The sequence below is a fragment of the Pseudoalteromonas sp. SR41-1 genome, from assembly GCF_014164015.1.
GTDB classification, from domain to species: Bacteria; Pseudomonadota; Gammaproteobacteria; order Enterobacterales; family Alteromonadaceae; genus Pseudoalteromonas; species Pseudoalteromonas distincta.
Window position 1 is genome coordinate 81596 of the sequence record NZ_JACJEK010000017.1, and the last position, 25140, is coordinate 106735.

Sequence of the window (25140 nt, forward strand, 5' to 3'; positions counted from 1 at the left end):
ATCCACACTCAATTAAAAAACCGAAGCGAGGCTTCGGTTTAAAATAAAATTAAATAACGCCCATTTCTTTACCAATACGGGTAAATGCATCGATAGCTGTATCGAGTTGCTCAATACTATGTGCCGCTGAAATTTGTGTACGAATACGCGCTTGCCCTTTTGGTACTACAGGGAATGAAAAACCGGTTACGTAAATGCCTTCAGCAAGTAATTTATCAGCCATTAACGAGGCTACTTTGGCATCTCCTAGCATTACGGGGATAATTGCATGATCTTTACCTGCACACGTAAAACCAGCAGCTTCCATTTGCTCACGGAAATATTTAGCATTTGACCAAAGTTTAGCGCGAAGCTCGCCGCCATTTTCAAGCATTTCAAGTACTTTAATTGATGCAGTAACAATTGAAGGCGCTAATGAGTTTGAGAACAAGTATGGGCGTGAACGCTGACGTAACCATTCAACAATTTCTTTTTTACCTGATGTATAACCACCTGAAGCACCGCCCAGCGCCTTACCTAATGTACCGGTGATAATATCTACACGGTCTAATACATTACAGTACTCAGGTGTACCCTTACCGTTTTCGCCAACAAAGCCAACTGCGTGAGAGTCATCTACCATTACAAGCGCATCATATTTATCGGCTAAGTCGCACACCGCTTCTAAATTACAAATAACGCCGTCCATAGAAAACACGCCATCGGTAGCAATTAGTTTATTTTTAGCACCGGCTTCGTCTGCTGCAATAAGTTGCTTCTCAAGATCAGCCATGTCGTTATTAGCATAGCGAAAACGCTTAGCTTTACATAAACGTACACCGTCAATAATTGATGCATGATTTAATGAATCAGAAATAATAGCATCTTCTGCGCCTAAAATAGTTTCGAACAAACCTGTGTTTGCATCAAAACATGAAGAATATAAAATAGTATCCTCTGTTTCTAAAAACGCACTGATTTTTTGCTCTAGTGTTTTATGGATATCTTGAGTGCCACAAATAAAACGTACTGAAGCCACACCAAAACCATGATTATTTAAACCATTCTGCGCCGCTTCAATTAACTCTGGGCTATTAGCTAAACCTAAATAGTTATTAGCACAAAAGTTGATTACTTTACCTGATGCAACTTCGATTTGAGCTTGCTGCTGGGACTTAATAATACGTTCGTTTTTATACAAACCTTCGGTTTTTACGTCTTCAATTTGCTGTTGTAGCTGGCTAAAAAAAGCAGATGCTCTCATCTAGGTTCTCCATATATTTGAACGGGTAAACAACCGCACTTTCGCGGCTGTTTATTATGCGGGGTATTGTAAAAGTTTAATGGGTAAAATGCACGGTTTGCAGTTCGTCGCAAACGCCCTCAGTTGGAAGGAATTCCTGCCAGTTTACAGGCTGTTTATTTACGTATTTAAAAGTGCAGGTAAACTACTTATAGAATCGATAATTAAATCAGCTTCTTGCTTAGCGCTTTCGTCAAAGCTTTGCCCTGAACGCACTAAAACGCGTGTAGTGATCCCTGCTTTTTTCGCAGCCTGCATATCACTGAGTTTATCGCCCACCATAATACTGCAAGCAGGGTCGATATTATGCTCTTGTATGCCTTGTAATAACATACCTGGCGCAGGCTTTCTGCAACTGCACTCTTTCAAATATTCAGGGCGCGCTTTTTTAGGGTGATGCGGGCAAAAATACACATCGGTAACTGCAATGCTGTGGGCACTAAACTGGTCTTTCATCCACTCGGTCAGTGCTAAAAAATCAGCTTCGGTGTAATAACCTCGACCAATTCCAGATTGATTAGTGACGATTATGATTTTATAGCCTGTATCATAAAATGTTTTACAAGTGCTAAAAACACCGTCAATAAATTCAAATTTATCGCTTTGATACACATAACCATGATCAACATTTACCACGCCATCTCGGTCTAAAAAAAGCGCTTTATTTTTTTGTTGTGCATTCATTACAAAGACTCTTTTTGTACAACATGGTCAAACATCGCTTTTACATCATCAACTGTAATTTGGCTCATTAAATCATCGCCTTTTACGCGTGTCCCCCACGAGACTTGCTCAGCCGTTTTACCTGTTTGCTTAAACAAGTTTTGATGATAAACCTCTACCACGTAGTCTTGATATAAATAAGGACCTGTGCGTGCTGGATTTGAATGTGCATATAAACCAATAACCGGCGTACCAACTGTTACTGCCATATGCGCAGGACCCGTATCGGGCGCGAGCACTAAGCTGCCACGCTTTAACACGCACAACAACTCTTTGAGTTTTGTTTTACCGACTAAATTTAAAATAGGCGTGTTGCTGTGCTCAATAATGCTATTTGCTAGGTTAATCTCAAGCTCTGTTGGGCCACCCGTCAATACCACCTTAAAGCCTTGCTCGCTTGCATAATCAGCCAATGTGGCATAACGATCAGCGAGCCAATTACGCTGCGCTTTACTAGCTGCGGGCGATATTACTAATAGTTTATTAGTTAGGTATTCTGATGTTAATAACTCATCTGCAACCGCTTGGTCTTGCTCGGTATATGGCATGTCCCAACTCGGTTTATAATCAGCTACACCAATGGCTTTTGCAAAACCTTTAAAGCCTTCAAGCACATGCGCCTGGGCTTGTGGGTCTATTCGTTTATTAATAAATAAGCTGTGCAATTCTTTTGAACGAGCCCAATCGAACCCTATTTTTACTTTTGCAGGAATACAGCGCGCTACAAGCCCAGCCCTTAATGCAACTTGCATATTAAGAAGCACATCAAATTTTTGGTTGTTGAAGCGTTGCTTCAAGCTTTTAAGCGCTGCTTTGCCTTGCTTTTTATCAAATACCACCAGCTCAACACCCGGTAAGTCAGCAAGTAACATGGCTTCTATTTTGCCAATTACCCAGGTGATTTTTGCATTTGGGTGTGCCTTTTGAATGGCTTGTACAGCACTCACACCATGACATACGTCACCAATGGCAGAGAGTCTTAATATACAAATAGATGAATAATTAGGAGCTTGAGTCACACATTCCCTTAGGTATTAAATACAAAAGCCGATCTTAAATTATAATCACGCTATTGCAAGCACTTATCCTGCGCTTTAAAACGCGCTAATATAGACACATTATTTAGCAATTACACAGAGCTATGTTTAAACAACACGTGCAAGGCAACCACACTGTATTAAGCCACCCTAAATACACAAGCCAAATTACCCTCGATTGGTTTGATGCAAATTATTGGCAACAACAAAATAAAATTGTGGGCGCTAAAAAAGGTCGAGCAACTGCGTGGTTTTTTAAGCAAGACGAATTAACAGCCGTACTTAGGCATTATTGGCGCGGTGGTTTAGTGGGTAAATTGCTAAGCGATCAATATTTATACCCAGGGCTTGAACAAACCCGTGTGTATAAAGAGTTTAGTTTAATGAGTAAACTTATAGAGTTTGGTTTAAACGTACCAACCCCTGTTGCAGCTAAAGTAACCCACAGCGGGTTAATTTATCGTGGTGATATTATTACCGAGGCTGTTAAAGGCGCTAAAAGTGTACTCGATATATTAATTGAACGCTCATTGGCTGAAGATGAGTTAGAGCGCATTGCTAAAACAATCGCGCTATTTCATTCAAAAGGCGTTTACCACGCTGATTTAAACATTAATAACATTTTATTTAATGATATTGGTGATGTGTATATTATCGACTTTGACAGAGGTGAAATAAGAACGCCTAACCCACAGTGGCAACAAAGTAATATAACACGCCTTGAGCGCTCATTTTTAAAAGAGCAAGGTCGAAATGATGCATTTAATTGGCAAGCGAATGACTGGCAAACTCTGCATAGCAATTACTTCAAAGCGCTCGCCAATATCAGTTAACCTAATATCAGTTAACCTAATATCAGTTAACTTAGTTAGCCAAAGCTAAATACTGCAGAGCAACCTGCTCTGCCTGTACTTGTTTTAGAATATCTGCGTTTTCTACATTTGGCTTATCTGCTAGCACCTGCATAACGGCATTGGCTAATGCCTCACTTTGTTGAACGGGTACTAAATATTTACTCAGCTCGCCTGTTAATATCTCGCTTGGTCCAAATGTACAATTAGTGCTAACTACCGGAGTACCCACCGCTAAAGCCTCAATTAATACCGTTGGCAGCCCTTCAAAATCAGAGCTCAAAACTAAAGCTTTGGCATGCTTAATCCAGTTGTATGGGTTTTGTTGAAATCCAGGCACTACTAACTGTTTATCTATGCCATATTGCTGTGCAAGCTTTAACGCTTTTGCAGGTTTATTACATAAAAGGACTAACTTGTATTTTTTATCAAGCTTTGCAAATGCTGCAAATAATATATCGTGGCGTTTTTGTTTAGCGAGCCTTCCTACATGAATTAAGTAAGGCTCATTTGGGATGTCGTTATTTTTCTCATTTGCTTGTTGGTTTATTTTTTCAAAATCGAACGGGTTATAAATAGTCGCGATTGCACTTGGGTTAATTAAATCCCCTTGTGTTATTTCTTTTTCAACACCCTTTGATACGCAAATAAGTGATTTACCATTTAAGTTTTGCTTACTTTTTTTAAGGTATAAATATGAAAATGGACCTAACTTTTTTTGACGGGCAAGTTCTGAATTGACGGAGTTATGAATAACAAAGTGAACATTTTTGATATTACTACGTGCAAGTAAATTATTACTTCTATCAAGGTTAGAAAGCACTAGGTCAATATTGCCAATCTCGCTTTGTTTTTTTTCAAACCACGCTTCTAATCGCAAAATACTATTTTTTCGCTGCCAGAATCTATCTACTTTAGATGCTCTATCAGGAAAAAGGCTGTCAACTTTAACTATATCAGGAATGTCATACTCAGCGTTGCTCGCAAGAGATAATATAGTGACATTGTGCTGTAGTTTCGCCATTTTTTCAGCCAAAGTAAGCATTACTTTTTCAGCACCACCACCTACTAGTGAATCAATTACAATCACTATATTCATAAGCGATCTCCTACAAGCATATTTTTTATACCAGTAGTGATCACGTCGAAGCTATGTGTACTATCGAGTTGCTTATACTTACCAATAAATTCACTATAAAAAGGCTCGGTAATAACTTGAGCTATTTTCGTTGTAATTTCATCAATATCAAGATTTGCTTTTATTACAACACCTGCATTAACGCAATGATCCAAACGTGTATTTTGATCTTTTGAGATAGCACATGCCACAACAGGGGTTTGAACTGCAATTGCTTGCAATAAAGTATCTCCACCACTAAGTAATGCGACTTTAGCTTGGCTCATTAATGCCAAAAATTCGGTTCCTTGCAGGCTTGATAAACAAGTAACCTCATCACTTTTAGGAATTGCTTTATTATAATTTGCACCAAACACAACAACTGCTTTTAACCCAGTATGCTTAGTAATTTTAAGCGCGGCTTTAAAGTAAACCTCAGCACAATTAAGATTATTTAATATATGCCCGCCAGAACCCGCATTAACAATAAAATAGCCATCAGATACTAAGTTATAGCGATTTAAAACATCACGTTTTTGCTCACAAGAAGCAAATGCAACAAAAGGGCCTACATTACGAGGGGGTGCCAAGGGAAACATGTCTAACTTCGCACTTTCAGCCCATGTAAGTGGCTCAATACAATAATCAGGCTGTACAACCCAATGTGTATCAATTAAATTAATCCTGTTTAGCTTCAATCCCTTAGCGCGTTTTTTTGCATGCTGAGAAATAAATATAACTTTAGCGCCTACTTTTTTAGCCGCTTTCATATGCCCTGCACGTCCTGCACAATCAAAAACAACGACGTCAGGTTTAAATTGCTCTATAAAGTCGCAAACAGAATCAAGCTCTTTAGTCGCTGAGTGTTCAAGCAATGTGGCTTCAAAAGGACACTTTTTTGCGTAGCTTGTATGCTTGTTTAGTATGAAGTGAATATCGAGAGAATCAGTAAGTTCTGCCTTTAAACTTTGAGCCAACAACAACGAGCGCATATATTCACCAATGCCTTCTGGTGATGATACGGGAATAAATAAAAGTCGTTTGTTGCTCATTACATTCTCAATTTCCTATTTGAACTCTAGTATACCAATCAGATACTTATTACGATAGCTAGGTTACATTTTAATATATTAAATTAGCTCTATAAATTTGATTATTTACTGCAATAACAAGCTTAGGTTGATAAACTTAGCCGCAATCTAAATCACAAGGATCTGAACTTTGCGAAACAGAATTTTTCTACTTTCTACTCTTTTTTGCGCTATGAGCGCGTCAGTTAATGCTGAACCATGGGTAAAACCCGATGATTACGGCCTTAGAGCTGATATTCAACAATTAGCTGATGCCGGTGTTATTTTAGCTCCTGTAACTACCTATCCGCTTATGTGGAAAAGTTTTATAAGTGATGTGCAAAGCATGCCGCTTGAGCAATTATCTCCAAGCTTGCAAGATGCTTTACTTCGCGTTAAGCATCGATATAAATCAGAAAATAGCAGCTCGCATAGTCTTCAATTATCTGCTTTTGCAGCCACAGATCCGATCATAGCAACAAGCTTTGGTGCAACAAATACACAAGAAACAGAGCTTTCAGCAGCTTACGCTTATTTAGGCGATAACTTTGCAGCTAAAGTAGCTATAAATTACAGAAGCGACGGTAAAAAATGTTTAGTTGATGGAAAAACGACTGACGATATAGTTACCGATGAGCAAGCTTTAACCGATTGTAACGATACCTCACTTGACGATAGTTACTTAGCTTACCGTTTAGGTAATTGGATTTTTAGAGCCGGTGCTGTTGAACAATTTTGGGGACCTGGTGTTGATAACAGCTTAATTATGTCTGGTAATGCGAAACCTTTACCTGCACTAAGTGTAACCAGAGAAAAAAGTACTGCTTTTGAAACACCATGGTTAAGCTGGATTGGTCAATGGGGCTTTACCGCACAAATGGCTAAACTTGAGTCTACACGTGTTATACCTGATGCATTGCTGTGGAGTACTCGTGTTAATTTTCGCCCCATTCAGCAGTTAGAAATTGCACTTAGCTGGTCTGCACAATGGGCAGGTGACGGACAACCGAGCTCTGCGGGTGATTTTATTGATGTCATAACTGGGCAAACAGCATGTATCGATGGCAATGAGAGTTGTGATAGCCAGTTAGAGTCGAAAATAGGTAATCAATTGGCTGGTATTGATATTCGTTGGTCAGATACCTTATTTGATCAACCATATGCGGTTTATGCCAGCACTATAGGTGAAGATGCTAGCTCACAGTTTAAACCCGCTGATAGAGCTTACTTATTTGGTGTGCAAACAACACAGCGCATTTATGCTCAAAACATATTAGTAAATGTTGAATATATAGATACTGGTGTTTCATGCCAAGCTGAATCAATAGTTGAAAATTGTTACTATGAGCATGATACTTATAAGTCTGGCTATCGCTACCATGGACGCACTATTGGTTCGACGTATGATAATGATTCGCAATCAGTTGTCCTAACCCTACTTGGTCAGCTTTCTAATGGTGATGATTGGCAGGTAAAATTACGCAGTGTTGATTACAATAGTGACAATAGCGATTGGTACCCTAGCAATCCAGATTTAGGTAACAGCATAACTAAAACAGCCTACAACAGTAAGCAATTAGAACTTCGTTACAGAATGCTTTCTTTGGGAGGACGCGTCACTTTAGGCGCTTTTGCATCTAACAATGACAGTGCTGAAAACGATACATCAGCATTTGCTAAGTACGAATATAACTTTTAATACATTACTTTAATAAAGTAGCGTATTAAAAGTAAAAAAGGGATGAAAACAGTGTTTTCATCCCTTTTTTGTATTTTTAGTAACTTAAATCAGTAATTATACCAATTGCATTAAATTAGTGTTCTATTATAGCGATAAGAAAATAGCTCAATAACAAGGCTAAAATTATGATACATAGTTGTTCTATATAAATAATTTTTAACGTAGTTAGTGAGTTATTTAATACGCTAGAATGATCATGTTTTTAATAAAATTGGTATTACTGTTTAATTTTACTTATTACTTTTGATGTTGAGCACCCATCTAAAAATTCAAGCACTTCAACTTTTCCGCCATGGCGAAGTACATGCTCAGCACCCGCGATTTGATCTACAGTGTAGTCGCCACCCTTAACTAAAATATCAGGGCTTATTTGCTCAATTAAGTTAGCGGGAGTGTCGTTTTCATCTAAGCTACCAAACGGAATAACCCAATCAACTGATGAAAGTGCGCTAAGTACCATCGCACGCTCATCTAGTGGGTTAATAGGACGTTCAGCCCCTTTTAAACGCGTAATAGATTCATCATTATTTAATCCAACAACGAGTCTATCGCCTCGTGCTTTAGCTTGCGCTAAATAACGTACATGCCCGGCGTGTAAAATATCAAAACAGCCATTAGTGAATACAATGGTTTCGCCGTTTTGTTTTGCAAATTCAATATGCTGAAGTACATCATCAAATGGTATTTGGTAATGCTCACCCGTAGTATGTAAATACTGACCAAGCTTACGGCTTAGCTCTTCTGGCGAGACTGTTGCAGCCCCAAACTTACTCACAACGATACCTGCGGCTAAATTAGCAATTTCCACAGCATCTTTAGGTTCCATGCCCGCGCCAAGCATAACAGCTAATGTAGCTATAACCGTATCACCGGCCCCGGTTACATCGCTTACTTCAAGCTCTTGCGCTGCAAAATCAAATTTTTCATCTGCACTAATAAGCGACATACCTTGCTCAGAACGCGTAAGTAACATGGCTTTAATGCCATTTTTGCTTATTAAATCACGCGCACTTGCTGCTAAAGCCTCTTCTGAATCGGTTTGACCACCCGCTAACTTAAACTCATGTAAGTTAGGTGTAATGTAATCAGCACCTTCATATAAATGTAAATCTGGCGATTTAGGGTCAATTAAAACGGTTTTTCCGGCGCCCTTAGCAAGGCTTACCATTTCTTTAATTAAACTTAAAGATCCTTTGCTGTAATCAGAGAACACTATAAAGTCGTATTCATCAAGTACAAGCTCTAAGCGGTTTAATAAAAGCTGGCTATGTTGCTCAGTAAACATTTCTTCTAAATCAAGTCGAACCAATTGTTGGTGGCGGCTAATAACACGCATTTTTGAAATAGTCGGTAAATCACATACACTCACTAATTGTGAGCTTATTTTTTCACCTTTTAGGATGGTCTCTAAAATCTGCCCGCTTTCGTCCTCACCAATTAAACCCAATAAGCCAACTTTTGCATCTAACCGCGCTATATTTTTTGCAACGTTAGCTGCACCGCCCGCTTTGTCTTCAAATTTACTTACTTTAACAACCGGTACTGGCGCTTCTGGCGAAATTCGACCTGTATCACCATACCAATAGCGGTCTAGCATTACATCGCCAACAACTAATATTCGTGCCGCTGATAAGTTTTTTAATAACGATAAATCCATTACTGCTGCTCCGCAACAACCATATCCATGGCTTCACATAACCAGTGACCTATAAACATGTGAGCTTCTTGAATACGTGCTGTTTCGTCATTTTTTATAATAATAGGTAACTTAGCAATGTCTTTTACTTTACCGCCATCACGTCCAGTTAATGCAACAGTAAAAGCGCCTAGTTTATTTGCAGCCTCTAATGCTAAATTAATATTGTTACTAGTACCTGATGTGGTTAAACCAATAACTAAATCTTCTGGCTTGCATAGCGCTTGAACTTGGCGTTCAAACACCGTATCAAAGTGATAATCGTTGCTGTGCGCTGTTAAAATTGAGGTATCAGTGGTCAATGCCATTGAGGCAAGCGGACCTCGTTCTAATTTATAACGCACTACAAATTCTGCAGCTAAATGCTGTGCATCTGCTGCACTACCACCGTTACCAAACCAAACAATCTTGCCACCAGCTTGTAATGCACTATGGCATGCTTCTAACAATTGCATAGATTCTTGATGATAAGCCTCCATCGTTTCAAATAATGCCTGATGACGGTTTAATGTTTCAACGTAGCTAGTTGCCACTGAATCGATAATTGACATGAAAAAATTCCTCTTGGAACTGAAATGGCAGGAAAAATTAAATTCATTATTCCATAATTTTATTTAATTGTGTGTATTTTATCGGGTTATAACTGAACCCAGACCATATTTTATAACGAGTCTGTTTAGAAAACGGCTATTTCACGGTAAACTAACGCCACTTCCCTTTAAGAAAGATCAGTATGGCACGCATTTTTTACTCATTCGCATTAATTATTATTAGCCCACTGATTGTATTTTATCTCTATATTTTACGAGGTAAAAAAAACCAAGGCTATCGTGCACACTTTAAAGAGCGCTTTGGGTTTGTCAGTAAGTCTTTATTTACGGTTAAAACTAAGCCTTTAGTTTTTCATTGTGCTTCTGTTGGTGAGGTACTTGCCGCAACGCCACTTATTAAAGCTTTGCAAAAAGTGCATCCAAATTTAAATATACTTATAACCTGTAATACTCCAACAGGCAGAGAGCAAATACTTAGCCAGTTTAAAAATACTGTAGCGTGTAGCTATTTACCAATCGATTTCCCGTTTGCAACGGCTCGATTTTTAAAGCGTATAAAGCCACAAGCATTATGTATTTTAGAAACCGAGCTATGGCCAAATTTAATGGCGATAAGCCACAAAAAAAACATACCAGTGCTTGTCATCAATGCAAGACTCTCTGAAAAGTCACTGCAGGGCTATCAAAAGGTCGCTAAATTAACGCATATTATTATGCGCTCAATTACGGTACTTGCGAGTCACAATAAAACAGATGCTACACGCTTTATTGAACTTGGTCTTGAAGCTTCAAAAAGCCATGTAACAGGCTCAATAAAATTTGATATAACACCAAGTGAAGAGCAACTAGCTAAAGTACTCAACCTTAAACAGCTTTATAGTAGTAATGAACGCTTTGTATGGGTGGCAGGCTCAACACATCCTGTTGAGCATGAGCTGGTACTTTTAGCCCATCAAGAATTACTAAAAAAGCAACCGAACGCATTACTTATAATTGCCCCGCGCCATCCAGAGCAATTTGACAAAGTGGCAGAGCTTTTAACGCAAAGCCCACTTAGCTTTAGCCGTCGTAGCCAAAATAACTATAATAATGAGCAAATACTCCTTGCTGATACGCTTGGTGAATTACAGTGTTTATATGGCGCTGCAAATGTGAGCTTTATTGGTGGCAGCTTAATTCGCAGAGGTGGGCATAACCCACTGGAATCAGCAGCGTTTTCGGTAGGTGTAATAACAGGTCCACACACATACAATTTTGACCATGTTTATCCCGAGCTAACAAAGCTCAAAGGTGCTGTAGTGGTTGATAGTAACGACGAACTCGCAAAGCAGCTTATAACGTTTAGCCAAAACACAAAAGCGTGCCAAACCTTAGGTATTAAAGCTGCGCAATGCGTAACTAAAAACCAAGGTGCTATACAAAAAACACTTAACATTATTAATCAATATTTAGAGCCAAAACCGTGACCAACATAGCTATAAGCCAAACCCGTGAATGGGTGTCATCTGTTATTGTTAAATATAACTTTTGCCCATTTGCACGTAAAGAAGTGGAAAATAACTGTATTCATTACATAGTAAGCTCTGCAACGAGCATGGATGATGCTGTAATGGATATGCTTGAGCAATGTGTTGAGCTTGACCGTGAACCAGAGCGCGAAACAACCCTTATCATGTTTGACAATGGCTTTAGTGACTTTGAAGACTTTTTAGACTTGGTCGATTTAGCTAATGCACTTTTAGTCGCGCAAGGCTTTGAAGGTAAGTATCAAATCGCTAATTTTCATCCTGATTACGTATTTGCTGACAGTGATGAAACCGATGCCGCAAACTACACAAATAGAGCGCCCTTTCCTACATTGCATTTAATCCGCGAAGCAAGTATGAGCGAAGCACTTGATAGTTATAACGAGCCTGAATCTATTCCTGAGCATAATATAAATCTAGCAAGGCGTAAGGGGATTGATTTTTGGCAGCAGTTACTTGAAGGCTGTAAAAAACCGAGCGCTTAAATGCTCGGTTTTATTTTGGTTTGTGCAGAACAAGACAATAACAAACGCTTATTTTTTAACCCAGTTACCATTTACTTCAACGTAATGACCACTTTGGGTTTTTTCAATTGTTTTAGCAGCAGCAAGTGCTTCTACTTGTGAAAGCGACAAGTTATTCTTTTTAGCGAGCTTTAAGTACTGCGCTTTACGCTTTGCATTTATGTCATCAACAACGGCTTTTGCCTCTGCGTTTTGTACAACAAGTCCTAAATAACCAGAGCTATCTTCACCTACTAGACCTTGGTTTTTAGCGTCATCAAGGCTAATAGCCCAAGCAGAGAAAGACATACATACTGCACTAACTAACGTAATAATATTTAATTTTTTCTTCGTATTCATGTTCTAGCTCCTCAAAATAACTCACTGTCGTCACTAAATAAATTGTCGAGTTCTTTATCTACTTTTACGCGAATTTCGTGATCGACCTTCACATTTAAATTAATAGTAATGGGCTCTTTAGCAGACACCTCAACACGATGCGTGCAAGCACTGAGTGCACTAATAGCACTCAGCGCGAGCAGTACTTTTATCAATAACGACTGTCTCATTATTAGTTTCCTTTTTGTGAGTATTGTTGCTCAACTTTTTGTGTAATTTCGTCACTTAAACGCAGTGCGCGTAAAAGTGTAAATACGTTTTCTTCGTGGTTATAATTAAAGTTAACCTGCTGCTGCTCTGCTTTATTATAGCCTTGCAAATTAACCCCTAGTTTTAACCAACCATCATTTTTTAGTGCCACACTGCTATTAAGTTTTTGAATATCTAAATTAGTTAATAGCCCTAACACAGGTTGTAACTCTTGCTGTTGCTGCATTACTGAATCAAAAGCGGCATTATTGGTAATTTTTAAATTACCTGTTCCTTGGCTAAATAAGCTACCGTCAATTATTTCAATTTTTCCACTATCAAAGTGAACCGGTAAAGACCCCGCCAAGCGTCCCGTTAATACAATGCCCGACTTATCGTCGAGTGTAACAAGTTTGCTTGCATCAATATTTTCAAACTTAACATTAGCAACTTGATTTGGCTTCCCTACTGTGTAGCTATCTAATGAAAACTCACCACCAAACACACTTCCTTTTACATCATTTATAAGCGCGGTATTGTTATTAACTTGCCATTGACCTTTAATAGTTTTAACTACGGCACCGGCTCTAAATTCATTTAAATTAAAGGTAGTTGGTTTTACATTAAGCTTACCTGAATTATATTCCCCGCTAAATGTACTGCTTAAATCACTCGCAAGGTAATCGTTATACAATGCACTTGTATGACTAATCCCTATATTGAACAGTGCATTTTGTAAGTTTATATCGCCACTAATATAGCCATTAAATTCGCCCTCTGTTAACTGTGCAAGTGGCTCAAATTGACTAATAAACGCATTTAACGACAGCGCACTTTGTTCAGGAATAACTACTTCAAATGGATGAGCTTGCGACGACATATGATGATTTATCACTAACTCAACATCGTTTATAAATGCGTGATGCGTGGCTTTTAGTGCACGGCTTTGCAAGCCCGTAGACTCTACTTTTATATTATTAAGTTTTATGTCGGGGCTATTAACAGCCTTTATATTCGTTTTTGCTGTTAGATCAGCAAATAACTCACCTACGCCTAAATTAGCATTTGCTGTTAATGTGTTACTTATATCTGTGACTTTAAACTCTTTATATTCTGCGCTTTTTAATTGCTGAGTTAACGCTACCTCTGCGTTTAACTGTTTATCCATTTTTGCTATTAAATCACCTTGGTATTGCACCGCACTTATATTAAACGCATCTACACTATTAAGCGTTAATTTAGCATTTATAAGCCCAATTGGTTTTGAGTCTATAAACTCACTTATATTAAAGTGACCACTAAGGCTAAGCCCATCCGCTGTTGCGGGTACAAACTCAGGTAAATTTTCAAGCATAACGGCGTAATCGCCTTTAATTGCAGTGCCAGATAACTGAGCATTAACGTTAATATTATTTATATCGGGTGTATTTATTTGAGCTGATAAAGTTGACTGTAAGTCTTTAAATGGAGATGTAATATTTAGTGTTGTATCTGTTATTAAAATATCAAATTGCTTATCGCCCACGCTTACCAAATTAATTGCAGGCACCCTCAACCCACTAGCCTCTAAGCTAATTGATTGAGGGAGTTTAAGTTGCCAATTTAAAGGAACTTGTTTGCTAATAAAGCCTGCATATTCACTTGGTGGAATTAACTCAGTACAGCTTGGTGTTAAATTAATTTTGTTATTAAGCAAATCGGTATTAAACATTAACGCTTGGCTATTTAAATTAAAACGCGTCGCCAATTTACCAGTGGTTAATACGTTAACTTTGCACTGCTCATACGTGTGAGCAAACTGGGAGCTAATATCGCCATTTAACTCAAGTTCTATACCATCAAAGCTAAATGCTTGCTGAGTATTAAAGTTAAAATCTGCTATTAATGTATTTTTAGTGTTTATAACGTGCTTTAAAAAAGTGTCATTAATTTCAAACTGACCCCTTACTTTATTAGCAGTCAAAATTGCACTTGCGTTTATATCACCTGAGACATTAAATTTATTTAATTCGGGTTCTAATATGCTTATTTTAAGTGGCTTATTGAGCTCATCACTTTTTACTACAAGCTGTTTAATATTGATTAATGGGCGATTTAAGGGAAGTGCTAAATCGAGATTTTTAGCAAGCTGATTAGCATTATCACTTTTAGGGAGTGGATTAACTGTTAGCACTGCATTTTCAATATCTACACGCTTTGTATTTGCAGTAATACCAGTAAGTTGTAATTGTTGATTTTGATAATTTAAACACACTTTATCAGCATGAATATTTAAGCTAGACGTGATTGAAAAATCAAGGCAGTTTAATGTGACACCCGCTTTTTCGAGCTCAGGCGCTATAACCCACTGTAATAAAGGCAAGCGAAATACATAACCAAGCAGTAAGGTACTTAGTAATACAGCTCCAACAATTAAACCAATTCGCTTAAACATACTATCCTTAAATGCTTTGTGCTTTTAGCTATACTAATACCAACCTGCATAAATCTTTGATCAATTTAACGAATTTAATTGCACTATAACGTCGTTAAAAGTTTTTTATTTAGAACAACTAGATATAAAAACTTTTGCCTAGTTCTAGCGTAATTTTTTTAACGTTAAATAGACCCCATATATAAGCAGATTGGTATAATCAAAAAAGGCTGCACAATGCAGCCTTTTTTATTTTACAGTAAGATTATGAATCTAACTTGTATAAACGTAAATATAATTAACCTACGTTTTTACGTGCATTACGGAACATACGCATCCACGGGCTATCCTCGAGCCACTCATCTGGGTGCCAAGAGTTGGCAACGCTTCTGAATACACGTTCTGGATGCGGCATCATTACAGTGGCACGACCATCAGTTGACGTAATACCGGTAATACCTTCTGGAGAACCATTAGGATTCGCTGGGTACTGCGTTGTAGGGTTACCGTAGTTATCTACAAATTTAACCGCTACAGTGCCGCTATCAAGCGCCGCTTTAGTGGCTGCATCGTTTGCAAACTCAGCATGACCTTCACCATGAGAAACCGCTATAGGCATACGCGAGCCAGCCATTCCGTTAAAGAACACAGACGGATTCTCTTGTATTTCTACTAAACTAAAGCGTGCTTCAAAACGCTCTGATTTATTAGTTACAAAGCGCGGCCAATGTTCAGTACCAGGGATCAACTCTTTTAACGTTGATAACATTTGGCAACCGTTACATACACCTAAGCTGAAAGTATCTTCACGGTGGAAAAAGTTTTGGAATTGATCGCGTGCCATGTCGTTAAACAAAATAGACTTAGCCCAACCTTCACCCGCACCAAGTACGTCACCGTATGAGAAACCACCACAGGCCACTAAACCTTTAAATTGCTCTAGTGTTAAACGACCTTCTAAAATGTCGCTCATGTGTACATCAACGGCTGCAAAACCTGCGCGATTAAACGCCGCCGCCATTTCTAAATGAGAGTTAACACCCTGCTCACGTAAAATAGCCATTTGCGGTTTAGCACCGGTTGCAATGTATGGCGCTGCTATATCTTCATTTAAATCAAAGTTAAGTTTTACGTTTAAGCCTGGATCTTTTGCATCAAATTTAGCATCAAACTCTTGCTTAGCACACTCAGGGTTATCACGGCGCGCTTGCATTTGATACGTTGTTTCAGCCCAAATAGTACGAAGCTCAGTACGCGTATGATTAAGTACCGTATTTTCGCCACGGTTAAATATAATCGTATCATCACTGTTAAGCGTGCCAATGTTGTGACTAATGGCTGCTATACCATGTTGTTCAAACACCACATTTACTGCATCTAAATCAGCATTAGCAACTTGAATTACCGCACCTAGCTCTTCGTTATAAAGCGCTTCAATGTCTGAACCTGTTAAAGCTGCTAAATCAACAGTTACACCGGTATGACCCGTAAACGCCATTTCAGCTACTGTGGTAAATAAACCACCATCTGAGCGGTCATGATAAGCAAGTAACTTACTATCAGCCACAAGTGCTTGCATTGCGTTATAGAAGCCTTTCAATAACTCAGGGCTATCAACATCAGGGGTTACATCACCTAATTGCTTATAAACTTGTGCAAGGCTTGATGCACCCATGCGGTTTTTACCCGCACCTAAATCAACTAATATAAGCGATGTATCGCCTTTATCTGTGCGCAGTTGTGGCGTTACTGTTTTACGTACGTCGTCAACACGACCAAACGCAGTTATAACCAGTGAAAGCGGCGATGTTACTGACTTCTCTTGTGAGTCACCTTCATCTTTCCATGTCGTTTTCATCGACATAGAATCTTTACCTACAGGAATCGTTAAACCAAGCGCAGGACAAAGCTCTTCGCCTACGGCTTTAACAGCTTCATATAAACCAGCATCTTCACCTGGGTGACCCGCTGCTGCCATCCAGTTTGCCGATAACTTAATGTTTTCAAGGCTACCAATATTTGCACAAGCAATATTAGTTAACGACTCTGCCACAGCTAAACGAGCAGATGCACCGTAATTAAGTAATGCAGCCGGAGTACGCTCACCGAGTGACATAGCTTCACCGTGGTAAGTGTCATACGTTGCCGCAGTTACAGCACAGTTAGCAACAGGTACTTGCCAAGGACCAACCATTTGGTCGCGCGCCACCAAACCAGTAACTGAGCGATCGCCGATTGTTATTAAGAATGTTTTTTCTGCAATGGTTGGTAAACGCATTAAGCGCTGCGCTGCATCTGCTGCATTTATTGATGTGATATCAAGCGCTTTGCCAACAACTTGCTTTGACGTTACATCGCGGTGCATTTTAGGTGCTTTACCTAATAATACGTCCAGCGGCAAATCAACAGGGTTATTTTCAAAGTGGCTGTCTGACACCGTTAAGTGAGGTTCAGCTGTTGCTTCACCAATAACAGCGTACTGGGCACGTTCGCGCTTACAAATTGCTTCAAAGCGGTCAAAGTCCTCTACGCCAACAGCGAGTACATAACGCTCTTGTGATTCATTACACCAAATTTCGTGTGGTGCCATGCCTGGCTCATCGTTAGGGATGCTACGTAATTGGAACTTACCACCACGTCCGCCATCATTAACAAGCTCAGGAAACGCGTTAGATAAACCGCCGGCACCTACATCATGGATAAACGCGATTGGGTTTTCATCACCTAGCTGCCAACATTTATCGATAACTTCTTGGCAACGACGTTCCATTTCTGGGTTTTCGCGCTGTACTGAAGCAAAGTCTAAATCTTCGTTTGACTGACCTGAGGCCATACTTGATGCAGCACCACCGCCTAAACCAATGTTCATTGCAGGCCCGCCTAGCGCAATTAATTTAGCGCCTACAGGAATATCACCTTTTTGAACATGATCAGAGCGAATATTACCTAAACCACCGGCAAGCATAATTGGTTTATGGTAACCACGTACTTCTTCACCGTTATGGCTTGTTACTTTTTCTTCGTAAGTACGGAAGTAGCCTAATAAATTAGGACGACCAAACTCATTATTAAATGCAGCGCCACCTAGTGGACCTTCTGTCATTATATCAAGTGCGTTTACAATACGACCCGGCTTACCAAAATCGCTTTCCCACGGTTGCTCGTAACCTGGAATACGTAAATTTGATACAGTAAAGCCAACTAACCCTGCTTTTGGCTTAGAGCCACGACCAGTTGCGCCTTCATCGCGAATCTCACCACCAGAACCTGTAGCAGCACCTGAGAATGGCGCAATAGCTGTTGGGTGGTTATGAGTTTCAACTTTCATTAGTATTTCAATGTCTTCTTGATGATACGCATATTCACCTTGCGCATTTGGGAAGAAGCGACCCGCTTTTGAGCCTTTCATTACTGCCGCGTTATCTTTATACGCCGACAATACATTTTCAGGATTTAGCTCAAACGTATTTTTAATCATTTTAAACAGCGATTTTGGCTGCTCTTTACCATCGATTGTCCAGTCAGCATTAAATATTTTATGGCGACAATGCTCTGAGTTCGCTTGTGCAAACATAAACAATTCGATGTCGTTAGGGTTACGTCCTAACTTTGTAAAATTTTCTACTAAGTAGTCTATTTCGTCATCAGCAAGCGCAAAGCCTTGCTCAACATTGGCTGTTGCTAGTGCTTCGCGTCCACCACCTAAAATATCGACAGACGACATTTGGCGTGGGGCATCACTGCGAAACAGCTGAGCCGCATCTTCAAGTTCATTGTGTGTGGCTTCAGTCATGCGGTCGTGCAATAACGCAGTTACTTGTGCAAGTTGTTCTGCGTTTAAATCACCTTCAACATAATAAGCAATACCGCGTTCAACACGGTGAACCTGCTTTAAACCACAGTTGTGGGCGATGTCGGTAGCTTTAGATGCCCAAGGTGAAATGGTACCTGGGCGAGGTGTAACAAGTACAAGTTTGCCAGCTGGGGTATGCTCAGCAATAGTTGGACCGTAAGTTAATAGTTTTTCAAGCTTGGTTTGCTCAGAGCTACTCAACGGCGATGTTAAATCGGCAAAGTGAGTATACTCGGCGTATACGTTAGTGACTGGAAGTTGCGATTGTTGGCAACGCGCTAAAATTTTATTAACTCTGAACTCTGAAAGTGCTGGTGCACCACGAAGGATCAACATAGGTAATTTCATCCGGGGTTAGGGATTGAACGATATTTTAGGCACGCATTATAGTCCAATTAGCATTCAGATTTAACTCAAAATTACGCTTTTCATAAAATTAACTTTTTAGCTTTATTTATAGCCTCTTTTGGTTAATAAAATAAAAGGTAAAGTGACGCGATGGCTTAGTTTTGCTATAACGGTGGCTGGCGAGCTTAAGGGGCACTCAATGTTCAAAGAAAAACTAATAATAATCATTACTTTAGTTATGCTGTTATGTGCATGTGATATGCAAGAGCAGCCAACTCAACTCGCCCAAATAAAAGAACAAAACAAAATACGTGTGGGTACACTTGCAAGTGCTAGTAATTATTATCAAGCCGTTCAAGGTGAACAAGGCTTTGAATATGAGCTATCTCAAGCATTTGCTGAATATCTAGGTGTAGAGCTTGAAATAGTGCCATTTTTTAACTTATCCGATATGTTTGAACGCCTTGAAAGCGGTGATTTAGATTTAATTGCCTCAGGACTTACCTATAATAAAACCCGTGCAGAGCAATACCGTTATGGACCAACTTACAGAACAATCAGCCAAAAATTAGTTTATAAGCAAGGACGTGTTCGTCCTCGAGAGTTTGCCGACTTAGATGGCAACTTTACTGTTATCGCTAAAAGTAGTCATTCGCTTACTCTGCAAAAAATGAAAAAAAACAATCCAGATCTTACTTGGATAGAAAGCGAAGAGTTTGATGAAGAAGAACTACTTCAAGCAGTTATTGATGGCGAGATTGATTACACACTCGCTGATACACATACGCTATCGTTATTTCGCCGTTATCATCCAAATTTAAGTATCGGTTTTTCTGTTAGTCATAACGACCCGATTGCATGGATACTTAATAAATCAAAAGATGATTCTTTATATTCCTTATTAGTGCCATTTTTTGGCGATATAAAACAGAGTAATCAGCTCTACGTACTTGAAGAAAAATACTTTGGCCACGTACGCCAATTTAACTATGTAAATACCCTTGCTTATATCGAAGCTATCAAAGAAACCTTACCAACATACCAACCATGGTTTGAACAATATGCTGGTAGCCTTGATTGGCGTTTATTAGCGGCACTTAGCTATCAAGAATCTATGTGGAATCCTCGTGCTAAATCGCCAACAGGCGTTCGCGGTATTATGATGCTAACCCGCAGTACAGCAAAACAAGTAGGTGTTACCAACCGCTTAGAGCCAGAGCAAAATATTCGCGGTGGTGGTAAGTATTTAAGTAAACTGATTAAGCGTATACCTGATAGAATTCCTCAACCTGATAGAACATGGCTTGCACTAGCGGCTTACAATGTAGGTTGGGGGCACGTTAACGACGCGCGTATAATTACCGAGCAGCAAGGCGCAAGCCCTGATAAATGGGCTGATGTAAAAAAACGCTTACCGCTGTTAATTAAAAAGCGCTATTACCGTAAAACTCGCTATGGTTATGCGCGTGGCGATGTAGCGGTTAAATATGTTGATAATATTCGTCGCTATTACGATGCACTTGTTTGGCTAGATGAGAATAATGCTATTGCTGTTGAGTCTGAGCCAGAACCAATCACAGAGCAGAGCACTGATACCGAGCCAAACTTAAATGAAGAAAGTGACGATAAAAGTAACAAAGATGAAGCGCAAACAGAAAAACAACAGCCTATAATTGAGCCCGAACTACCAAGTGAAAACAATAACTAAGATTTATATAGGTATCAGTTTTTTGAGCAAACCAGTAAGCAAAATTTAAGTAAATTAAATATCTGTTTACTTGTCATCAAATGATCACTAATGTGTATTACTTGTATATTATTATTTTATAAGATATACCCTGCGCCTTTCTCACTCTTGCATTAGGAGAAAACATGCTAAAACGTAGACGCACACAAAAATTAAAACGCAATGTGATTTATTCAACAGCCACACGTCGTCGTGTTATGCTAAGAAAACTGCACAAAAAAATCATCTGGCGCCGCCGAATGTTTGCTATGCAGCAAATGGCTGAAACAGAAATAGAGCCAATCGCTAGTTAACTCTAGCTAGGTTTATTTATTTGTTCATCACGAGCAGCTTTCTTAGCTGCTTTAATTTGCGCTCTTCTACGCTTAAAAAAATTCGAAATAGTATCACCGCATTGCTGTGCCAAAACACCACCGCACACCTCAACTTGATGATTTAACCTCGGCTCTTGTAATAAGTTCATAATTGAACCTGCAGACCCTGTTTTAGCATCGAGGGCACCAAATACTAAACGCTTTATTCTGCTATGCACCAACAGTCCTGCACACATAGAGCAAGGCTCTAACGTTACATATAGTGTGCAATCAATTAAGCGGTAATTATTAAGTACTTTTCCAGCTTCTCGCACTGCAATCATTTCCGCATGGGCTGATGGGTCGTTATCCGTTATTGAGCGGTTGTACCCCACTGAAATTAGCTGGTTATCTTTTACTACAATTGCTCCAACCGGAATTTCATCAAGCAACTCTGCTTGCTTTGCATACAAAAGCGCTTGCTCCATCCAGTAGGAATCATTAAATGGCTCGTTCATTCTTTCTACTTAAATAACTTTTTATGCTGTAATTATACCTAGTTAGCACTCTAAAGTGCGTCATTCATTACTTTATTGCAAAAATAAAACGATATTTACCTGTTTGTAATGGCTCACTAGTGTGGATTTACGCTATAATCTCACGCTTTTTTTATTTAGCTCACAACACGGGTAGCAAATGAAATTTCCTGGACGCCGCAGGCATAAACATTATTTTCCAGTGGAAGCCAAAGATCCACTTACTAATCAACTTAACGCAACAGAGCGATTACAACGTAGTTATATTACGGGTATCGATCAGATCGTTGTTGATATAGAGGCAAAAGTTGATCAAGCTTTCCTTGACGAATTTCAACTACGTAGAGGTATGTCACAAGTTATTGATAGCGACATAACGAACGCCTTATACGATCGTTTAAAATTAAACGATATGGTTGATTTTGAGTTTGCCGGTGGGACCATTGGTAACACTATGCACAACTACTCTGTACTTGCAGATGATCGCTCAGTTTTATTAGGCGTAATGAGCGAAAATATAAAAATAGGTAGCTATGCTTACCGCTTTTTATGTAATACCTCAAGCCGTGTAGATTTAAACTATCTCCAACCAGTAGATGGGCCTATAGGTCGTTGTTTTACATTAATTGATGAAACCGGTGAGCGTACTTTTGCGATAAGTGCGGGCCTAATGAATCACTTACGTCCTGAATCTATCGATAAAAACCTTATTGAAAATTCATCAGCATTAGTGATCAGTGCCTACCTCATGCGTACGCAAGGTAGTGAAACGATGACTGAAGCGACTATGCAAGCGGTAAAATACGCTAATGATGCAGGTGTGCCAGTTGTTCTTACACTCGGAACTAAATTCTTAATTGAACAAGACCCGACCTGGTGGGCAAACTTTGTTGAAAAGCATGTTGATATTCTTGCTATGAACGAAGAAGAAGGGTTAGCTATTACAGGTTTTGAAGACCCTCTTCTAGCTGCCGATAAAGCACTTGATTGGGTAGATTTGGTAATTTGCACCGCTGGCGAAAAAGGCTTATTTATGGCCGGCTACGTAGACGAAAGCTTAAAGCGTGAAACCGAATATCCGTTATTACCAGGCGCCATACCTGATTTTAATCGATACGAATTTTCACGTGCTATGCGTAAAACCGAGTGTGATGAGCCTATCAGAGCATATAGCCATACAGCCCCATTTATGGGTGGACCTGATTCAATCAAAAACACCAATGGTGCAGGCGATTGCGCACTTGCGGCTGTGCTTCATGATTTGTCAGCGAATGTTTACCATAAGCTTAATGTGGCAAACTCAGCTAAACATCAGCAACAAGCTATTACTTACTCGTCACTATCGCAAATTAGTAAATATGCTAACCGAGCTAGTTATGAAGTGTTAGTTCAGCACTCTCCTCGTTTATCTCGCGGTTTACCAGAACGCGAAGACTGCTTAGAACAGGTTTATTGGGAACAATAATAACGGTGGGAGCAATCATTGCTCCCTATCAACTTCCTAAAAAATAGAAATATCGAGCTTTTTAGATAGCAGTTCCAACGCTGCAATTCCTGCAACCGAATTACCAAACGAATTAAGTCCCGGAGAATAAACAGCTACCGTAAACTTATTTGGTAACACGGCTAAAATAGTCCCTGACACTCCCGATTTACCTGGCATACCTACTCTGTAACCAAAATCCCCCGCAGCATCGTATAAGCCACTGGTAAATAATAGCGAATTAAGCTGCTTATTTTGACGGCTACTTAAAACACGATCGCCCGATCGATTATCAACACCTTTATTTGCTAAAAAATTATAAGCTTTGGCTAATTCAATACAGTTGAGCTCAATAGAACAAAAGTTAAAGTAAGACCATAAAACATCATCGACTTCATTTTCAAAATTACCAAACGACTTCATTAAATGTGCCATAGCAGCATTACGGTGTCTAAATTCATACTCAGAATTAGCGACTTTTTTATCAATCACTATCCCTCTATTACCAGCTAACAACCTAAAGGTCTCGAGCATAGAGTGCATTGGTGCAGATAAGCGGCTGTATAACGCATCACACGTTACAATTGCGCCTGCATTTATGAAAGGGTTACGAGGAATCCCTTTTTCAAACTCAAGCTGTGTAAGCGAATTAAAGGCAGTACCTGAAGGCTCCTTTCCAACTCGATGCCAAAGTTCATCACCATAACGTTGCAGTGCCATAGTAAGTGTCATAACTTTTGAAACAGACTGAATGGTAAAACGTTGAGAGCAATCCCCCGCACATACAGTCTTACCATCAGTTGTATAAATAGCGATAGAAAATTGCTCAGGATCGACCTCTGCAAGGGCTGGTATATAATCAGCTACTTTTCCTTGTGATAATAAAGGGCGTACTTCATGTGCTATTTCATCAAGCACCTTTTGGTAATCAGCTGTAGGCAAACTAGACCTCTATATCATCATTCATAAAAATTGGATTTTAGCACGCGCGAATAAACGCAACTAGTTTTGTTGTTGAATTTAATGGGGGATGTTTTTCTTAATTTAAAAAAGCAAAAAACGTCACATTACTGTAACGGGTTTCTCTTAATTAAATCTTGGTAATATCGTAGTGCCACAGCGGTGGAGAGCCACATAGCAAATGCTACACTATCTTTGTGTCGGGGCGTCCTTCTGCGGGGGCTCGCCCTAGAACTATTTTATTTCGCCACTGAGTTCGGCATGGACTATTTACAAAATTTCAGAAAGCAAAAAACCCGTCACATTACTGTAACGGGTTTCTCTTAATTAAATATTGGTAATGTCGTAGTGCCACAGCGGTGGAGAGGCACATAGCAAATGCTACACTATCTTTGTGTCGGGGCGTCCTTCTGCGGGGCTCGCTTTAGAACTACTTTATTTCGCCACTGAGTTCGGCATGGACTATTTACAAAATTCCAAAAAGCAAAAAACCCGTCACATTACTGTAACGGGTTTCTCTTAATTAAATCCTGGTAATGTCCTACTTTCACATAGCAAATGCTACACTATCATCGGCGCTGTTTCGTTTCACTACTGAGTTCGGCATGGGGTCAGGTGGGTCCAAAACGCTATTGTCACCAAGAAAATTCTTTTCAATTTTCTTATTTTAATTATTAAGATTAAAGTCCTTCGACTGAATTTGAAGCCTGGTAATGTCCTACTTTCACATAGCAAATGCTACACTATCATCGGCGCTGTTTCGTTTCACTACTGAGTTCGGCATGGAGTCAGGTGGGTCCAAAACGCTATTGTCACCAAGCA

At 39.4% G+C, this 25140-nt stretch carries 20 protein-coding genes and 2 rRNA genes; 7 read left to right on the top strand and 15 right to left on the bottom strand.

Annotated features, from left to right (window positions below; all coding sequences use genetic code 11):
* Positions 1-49: 49 nt before the first annotated feature.
* The 3 genes from H5118_RS15150 to H5118_RS15160 form a co-directional block, all read right to left on the bottom strand.
* Positions 50-1243 (bottom strand): glycine C-acetyltransferase, encoded by a 1194-nt coding sequence (locus H5118_RS15150; RefSeq protein ID WP_182749324.1) that lies wholly within the window; start codon positions 1241-1243, stop codon positions 50-52.
* Between the two features lie 159 nt (positions 1244-1402).
* Entirely contained in the window at positions 1403-1966 is a 564-nt protein-coding gene (gene gmhB, locus H5118_RS15155; RefSeq protein WP_182749326.1) for a D-glycero-beta-D-manno-heptose 1,7-bisphosphate 7-phosphatase, read from the bottom strand.
* Positions 1966-3024, bottom strand: a complete 1059-nt coding sequence (locus H5118_RS15160; protein ID WP_182749328.1) for a glycosyltransferase family 9 protein — start codon at positions 3022-3024, stop codon at positions 1966-1968. Before H5118_RS15160 ends, gmhB begins: the two co-directional genes overlap by 1 nt.
* A 122-nt stretch (positions 3025-3146) precedes the next feature.
* Here H5118_RS15160 and H5118_RS15165 point away from each other — a divergent pair, with 122 nt between their 5' ends.
* Positions 3147-3875, top strand: a complete 729-nt coding sequence (locus tag H5118_RS15165) for a 3-deoxy-D-manno-octulosonic acid kinase (protein WP_182749330.1) — start codon at positions 3147-3149, stop codon at positions 3873-3875.
* 31 nt (positions 3876-3906) lie between these two features.
* On the opposite strand, the gene H5118_RS15170 is transcribed toward H5118_RS15165, so the two are convergent.
* Together H5118_RS15170 and H5118_RS15175 are read right to left on the bottom strand one after the other, a co-directional pair.
* On the bottom strand, positions 3907-4992 hold the full coding sequence (locus tag H5118_RS15170; protein ID WP_182720495.1) for a glycosyltransferase: 1086 nt from the start codon (positions 4990-4992) through the stop codon (positions 3907-3909).
* Positions 4989-6062 (bottom strand): glycosyltransferase, encoded by a 1074-nt coding sequence (locus H5118_RS15175; protein WP_182720496.1) that lies wholly within the window; start codon positions 6060-6062, stop codon positions 4989-4991. Before H5118_RS15175 ends, H5118_RS15170 begins: the two co-directional genes overlap by 4 nt.
* A gap of 211 nt (positions 6063-6273) precedes the next feature.
* On the opposite strand from H5118_RS15175, the gene H5118_RS15180 reads away from it, so the two are divergent.
* Positions 6274-7779, top strand: coding sequence for a capsule assembly Wzi family protein (locus tag H5118_RS15180; protein ID WP_182749336.1), 1506 nt, complete (start codon positions 6274-6276; stop codon positions 7777-7779).
* A gap of 259 nt (positions 7780-8038) precedes the next feature.
* Here the strand turns inward: H5118_RS15180 and hldE are convergent, their stop codons facing one another.
* Together hldE and H5118_RS15190 are read right to left on the bottom strand one after the other, a co-directional pair.
* Positions 8039-9478 carry a bifunctional D-glycero-beta-D-manno-heptose-7-phosphate kinase/D-glycero-beta-D-manno-heptose 1-phosphate adenylyltransferase HldE gene (hldE, locus tag H5118_RS15185; protein WP_182749332.1) on the bottom strand — a complete coding sequence of 480 codons (1440 nt, stop codon included), beginning with the start codon at positions 9476-9478 and terminating at the stop codon, positions 8039-8041.
* Positions 9478-10068 carry an SIS domain-containing protein gene (locus tag H5118_RS15190; RefSeq protein ID WP_002961065.1) on the bottom strand — a complete coding sequence of 197 codons (591 nt, stop codon included), beginning with the start codon at positions 10066-10068 and terminating at the stop codon, positions 9478-9480. The genes hldE and H5118_RS15190 overlap by 1 nt, the downstream gene beginning before the upstream one ends.
* Positions 10069-10250: 182 nt before the next feature.
* On the opposite strand from H5118_RS15190, the gene waaA reads away from it, so the two are divergent.
* Together waaA and H5118_RS15200 are read left to right on the top strand one after the other, a co-directional pair.
* On the top strand, positions 10251-11534 hold the full coding sequence (gene waaA, locus H5118_RS15195; RefSeq protein WP_024595686.1) for a lipid IV(A) 3-deoxy-D-manno-octulosonic acid transferase: 1284 nt from the start codon (positions 10251-10253) through the stop codon (positions 11532-11534).
* Positions 11531-12079 (top strand): DUF1415 domain-containing protein, encoded by a 549-nt coding sequence (locus tag H5118_RS15200; RefSeq protein ID WP_002961067.1) that lies wholly within the window; start codon positions 11531-11533, stop codon positions 12077-12079. Before waaA ends, H5118_RS15200 begins: the two co-directional genes overlap by 4 nt.
* Positions 12080-12127: 48 nt before the next feature.
* Here H5118_RS15200 and H5118_RS15205 read toward each other — a convergent pair whose 3' ends face one another.
* From H5118_RS15205 to purL, 4 genes are all read right to left on the bottom strand, one after another.
* Positions 12128-12457, bottom strand: coding sequence for a YdbL family protein (locus tag H5118_RS15205; protein ID WP_002961068.1), 330 nt, complete (start codon positions 12455-12457; stop codon positions 12128-12130).
* An 11-nt stretch (positions 12458-12468) separates the two neighbouring features.
* On the bottom strand, positions 12469-12666 hold the full coding sequence (locus H5118_RS15210) for a YnbE family lipoprotein (protein ID WP_007378800.1): 198 nt from the start codon (positions 12664-12666) through the stop codon (positions 12469-12471).
* Positions 12667-12668: 2 nt separating this feature from the next.
* A complete protein-coding gene (locus H5118_RS15215; RefSeq protein ID WP_182749335.1) occupies positions 12669-15119 on the bottom strand; it encodes a YdbH domain-containing protein in 2451 nt (816 codons plus the stop codon).
* A 277-nt stretch (positions 15120-15396) separates the two neighbouring features.
* A complete protein-coding gene (purL, locus tag H5118_RS15220) occupies positions 15397-19287 on the bottom strand; it encodes a phosphoribosylformylglycinamidine synthase (RefSeq protein ID WP_154903689.1) in 3891 nt (1296 codons plus the stop codon).
* 211 nt (positions 19288-19498) lie between these two features.
* Here purL and mltF point away from each other — a divergent pair, with 211 nt between their 5' ends.
* Together mltF and H5118_RS15230 are read left to right on the top strand one after the other, a co-directional pair.
* A complete protein-coding gene (mltF, locus tag H5118_RS15225; RefSeq protein ID WP_182696573.1) occupies positions 19499-21007 on the top strand; it encodes a membrane-bound lytic murein transglycosylase MltF in 1509 nt (502 codons plus the stop codon).
* A 164-nt stretch (positions 21008-21171) separates the two neighbouring features.
* On the top strand, positions 21172-21339 hold the full coding sequence (locus H5118_RS15230) for a hypothetical protein (RefSeq protein WP_002961076.1): 168 nt from the start codon (positions 21172-21174) through the stop codon (positions 21337-21339).
* 2 nt (positions 21340-21341) lie between these two features.
* On the opposite strand, the gene tadA is transcribed toward H5118_RS15230, so the two are convergent.
* Positions 21342-21857: a tRNA adenosine(34) deaminase TadA gene (gene tadA, locus H5118_RS15235; protein ID WP_002961078.1), complete on the bottom strand. Its 516-nt coding sequence runs from the start codon at positions 21855-21857 to the stop codon at positions 21342-21344.
* A gap of 178 nt (positions 21858-22035) precedes the next feature.
* Between tadA and H5118_RS15240 the strand changes: the two genes are divergently transcribed.
* On the top strand, positions 22036-23340 hold the full coding sequence (locus H5118_RS15240; protein ID WP_033021433.1) for an inosine/guanosine kinase: 1305 nt from the start codon (positions 22036-22038) through the stop codon (positions 23338-23340).
* A gap of 36 nt (positions 23341-23376) precedes the next feature.
* Here H5118_RS15240 and glsB read toward each other — a convergent pair whose 3' ends face one another.
* From glsB to rrf (H5118_RS15255), 3 genes are all read right to left on the bottom strand, one after another.
* Positions 23377-24300, bottom strand: a complete 924-nt coding sequence (gene glsB, locus H5118_RS15245; protein WP_002961081.1) for a glutaminase B — start codon at positions 24298-24300, stop codon at positions 23377-23379.
* Between the two features lie 546 nt (positions 24301-24846).
* Positions 24847-24961 (bottom strand): 5S ribosomal RNA (gene rrf, locus H5118_RS15250).
* A gap of 62 nt (positions 24962-25023) precedes the next feature.
* Positions 25024-25138, bottom strand: a 5S ribosomal RNA gene (gene rrf / locus H5118_RS15255).
* Between the last annotated feature and the right edge of the window lie 2 nt (positions 25139-25140).

Coding starts and splice junctions, on each gene's coding strand:
- hldE (WP_182749332.1), bottom strand. CDS start 9,478: ATGGATTTATCGTTATTAAAAAACTTATCAGCGGCACGAATATTAGTT.
- mltF (WP_182696573.1), top strand. CDS start 19,499: ATGTTCAAAGAAAAACTAATAATAATCATTACTTTAGTTATGCTGTTA.
- H5118_RS15170 (WP_182720495.1), bottom strand. CDS start 4,992: ATGAATATAGTGATTGTAATTGATTCACTAGTAGGTGGTGGTGCTGAA.
- H5118_RS15205 (WP_002961068.1), bottom strand. CDS start 12,457: ATGAATACGAAGAAAAAATTAAATATTATTACGTTAGTTAGTGCAGTA.
- H5118_RS15210 (WP_007378800.1), bottom strand. CDS start 12,666: ATGAGACAGTCGTTATTGATAAAAGTACTGCTCGCGCTGAGTGCTATT.
- H5118_RS15175 (WP_182720496.1), bottom strand. CDS start 6,062: ATGAGCAACAAACGACTTTTATTTATTCCCGTATCATCACCAGAAGGC.
- H5118_RS15180 (WP_182749336.1), top strand. CDS start 6,274: ATGAGCGCGTCAGTTAATGCTGAACCATGGGTAAAACCCGATGATTAC.
- H5118_RS15150 (WP_182749324.1), bottom strand. CDS start 1,243: ATGAGAGCATCTGCTTTTTTTAGCCAGCTACAACAGCAAATTGAAGAC.
- H5118_RS15230 (WP_002961076.1), top strand. CDS start 21,172: ATGCTAAAACGTAGACGCACACAAAAATTAAAACGCAATGTGATTTAT.
- H5118_RS15165 (WP_182749330.1), top strand. CDS start 3,147: ATGTTTAAACAACACGTGCAAGGCAACCACACTGTATTAAGCCACCCT.
- H5118_RS15190 (WP_002961065.1), bottom strand. CDS start 10,068: ATGTCAATTATCGATTCAGTGGCAACTAGCTACGTTGAAACATTAAAC.
- purL (WP_154903689.1), bottom strand. CDS start 19,287: ATGTTGATCCTTCGTGGTGCACCAGCACTTTCAGAGTTCAGAGTTAAT.
- H5118_RS15215 (WP_182749335.1), bottom strand. CDS start 15,119: ATGTTTAAGCGAATTGGTTTAATTGTTGGAGCTGTATTACTAAGTACC.
- gmhB (WP_182749326.1), bottom strand. CDS start 1,966: ATGAATGCACAACAAAAAAATAAAGCGCTTTTTTTAGACCGAGATGGC.
- waaA (WP_024595686.1), top strand. CDS start 10,251: ATGGCACGCATTTTTTACTCATTCGCATTAATTATTATTAGCCCACTG.
- H5118_RS15240 (WP_033021433.1), top strand. CDS start 22,036: ATGAAATTTCCTGGACGCCGCAGGCATAAACATTATTTTCCAGTGGAA.
- tadA (WP_002961078.1), bottom strand. CDS start 21,857: ATGAACGAGCCATTTAATGATTCCTACTGGATGGAGCAAGCGCTTTTG.